The 2201-nt window shown below is 69.7% G+C and carries 2 protein-coding genes and 2 pseudogenes; 3 read left to right on the plus strand and 1 reads right to left on the minus strand.

Going from position 1 to position 2201, the window contains the following annotated elements; genetic code table 11:
* The 3 genes and pseudogenes from G3O00_RS41775 to G3O00_RS41785 all read left to right on the plus strand — a co-directional run.
* Positions 1-309: pseudogene (locus G3O00_RS41775) on the plus strand (malonate decarboxylase subunit epsilon); the annotation flags it as partial.
* A 117-nt stretch (positions 310-426) separates the two neighbouring features.
* Positions 427-948, plus strand: a complete 522-nt coding sequence (locus G3O00_RS41780; protein WP_174935437.1) for a phospholipase D-like domain-containing protein — start codon at positions 427-429, stop codon at positions 946-948.
* Positions 949-1073: 125 nt separating this feature from the next.
* Complete coding sequence (locus tag G3O00_RS41785; protein ID WP_206146500.1) at positions 1074-1718, plus strand: phosphoribosyltransferase family protein; 645 nt, start codon at positions 1074-1076, stop codon at positions 1716-1718.
* A 7-nt stretch (positions 1719-1725) separates the two neighbouring features.
* Here G3O00_RS41785 and G3O00_RS41790 read toward each other — a convergent pair.
* Positions 1726-2201, minus strand: a pseudogene (locus G3O00_RS41790) (polyhydroxyalkanoate depolymerase); the annotation flags it as partial.

The raw sequence follows: 2201 nt of genomic DNA on the forward strand, positions 1-2201 counted from the left end.
TCCGCGACTGACGTGCGGCGGCCGCTGCCCGGCACGCGGCTGTTTTCGGGGATCGATGGCACATCGGTGCTCGACGTCGACGCAGGTCTCGACAAGCTTGCGCGGCAGATCGCGGAGCCGGTCGAGTGGGCGGCCTGTCTTGCCGCCTGCGTGGAGGCCGGTGCGACCGCGTTCCTCGAGCTCGGTCCCGGCCGTGCGCTGGCGGAGATGGCTGGCGGTGCCTATCCGGCGCTGCCGGCGCGCAGCCTCGCGGATTTCCGTTCCGTCGATGGCGTGGCGAGCTGGCTCGCACGCGTCGCGGCGGGCTGATCGACAGCGTGAAAAGCAGGCTGTAACCCGTTCGCCGGGCACCGGTTTTGCGCTGTGTGTTGCGCCGGCGCAGCAGCATCGCAGCCGGTGCTTGCCACGCGAATTGGCGTCGCTACAATGGCGCCCGCCATGAGACCAGCCGCCTTCCTTCTCGCCGCGCTTTGCTGCGCGGCGAGCGCCCACGCCAGCCAGATTCCGTCCGATGCCGCATCGGTCGGCACATACTTTTCGTATGACAATGCAGCGGCCGACGCGACCGTCGACCTGATCGGCCAGGCCCAGCGCCGCGTGCTGCTGGCAGGCTATGCGCACGTGCCGCCGGCGGTCGCGAGCGCACTGCGCGCAGCCCGTGCGCGCGGGATCGAGGTGCGTGTCGTGCTCGTGCGTTCGCCGCGCGCGGGCAGATACAGCGGCGCGGGCTATCTGAAATCCTCGGGTATCGACGTGGCGATCGATTCGCGGCACGGCGATCCCGCGCCGCGCTTCGTGATCGTCGACGACAGCGTCGCACTGACGACGCTGTCCGAAGGCGCAGCCGCGCATGCGGAAACGGTGAACGTGTTCCAGCGCGCGCCCGAGCTTGCGCAATCCTATGCGCAGTCGTTCTGGCGGCTGTACCGGCAGGCCGGCGGCCTCTGACCCTTTCCGTCGGCGCCGCGCGCGCCGGTATGACCCTGCTTGCATCGGCGCGACCGATGAACCATGCTCGTTGACAGGCGCCGGCGCGGGTTTCGCGCATCCGGCGCAACGGCAGGGAGCCGATCGTGTTCGAGTGTTTTGCCGATCGCGCCGATGCCGGCCGCCAGCTGGCCGTCGCATTGGGCGATTACGCGGGGCGTAGCGATGTCGTCGTGCTCGCGTTGCCGCGCGGCGGCGTGCCCGTCGCGTATCCGGTCGCTTGTGCGCTGCACGCGCCGCTCGACGTGCTGGTCGTGCGCAAGCTCGGCGTGCCGTACGATCCCGAGCTCGCAATGGGCGCGATCGCGACAGGCGGTGCGATTCATCTGCAGCGTTCGGTGCTCCGCTCGATGAACGTGTCCGGCGAGCAGCTCGCCGACGTAATCGCGCGCGAGACCGCCGAACTGCATCGGCGCGAAGCGCTGTATCGCGGTGCCGCACCGCCGTTGCCGGTCGAAGGGCGCATCGCGATCGTCATCGATGACGGTGTCGCGACCGGCGCATCGATGCGTGTCGCGCTGCAGGCGTTGCGCGAGCGTCATCCGGCGCGGATCATTGCGGCTGCCCCGGTCGCGCCGGCGGGCACGCGCCATGTGTTCGACGATCTGGCCGATGCGTTTGTCACCGTGACGCTGCCGCTGCCGTTCTTCGGGATCAGCCAGTTCTACGCGCGCTTCGAGCAGACGAGCGACGACGAGGTCCGCGCCTTGCTCGACGCGGCAAGGCGCTGATTCGCGATCACGTCCGCCTGGTGCGGTGCGGGCGAGGGCGGCGGGTTTCGGCCCACGCGAACACGCGCTGCAGCATCGGATGGACATCCCCGTGCCAGCGCGCCCCGGTAAACAGCCCGTAGTGATCGCAGTCGTCGATGTCGATGTGGTAGCGCTCGTCGTCGGCGAGGCCGCTGCACAGGTCGAGTGCCGCGTGCGTCTGGCCGGCGCCCGTGACCTTGTCGCATGCGCCTTCGACGGTCAGCAGGGCGACGTCGCGCAACGCCGCCGGCTCGACGCGCTGGCCGCCCACGTCCCACGTGCCGAGCGCAAGGCTCATTCGCTGGAACACGATGTCAACCGTATCGAGGAAATACTCGGCCGGCATGTCGAGCAGCGCCGTGTATTCGAGCAGCGCACGCCGCGCGCCGGCGAGTCCGGTCATGTCGAAGCGCGACGCGGCCAGCGCGTACGCCTCGATCAGCGACAGGAAGCGCTGCGGGT

Origin of the sequence: Burkholderia sp. Ac-20384 (assembly GCF_017104605.1) — a bacterium.
Taxonomy (GTDB): domain Bacteria; phylum Pseudomonadota; class Gammaproteobacteria; order Burkholderiales; family Burkholderiaceae; genus Burkholderia; species Burkholderia lata.

What these genes read in the sequence shown, in the direction of transcription:
- G3O00_RS41780 (WP_174935437.1), top strand. Translation starts at nt 427, where the DNA reads ATGGCGCCCGCCATGAGACCAGCCGCCTTCCTTCTCGCCGCGCTTTGC.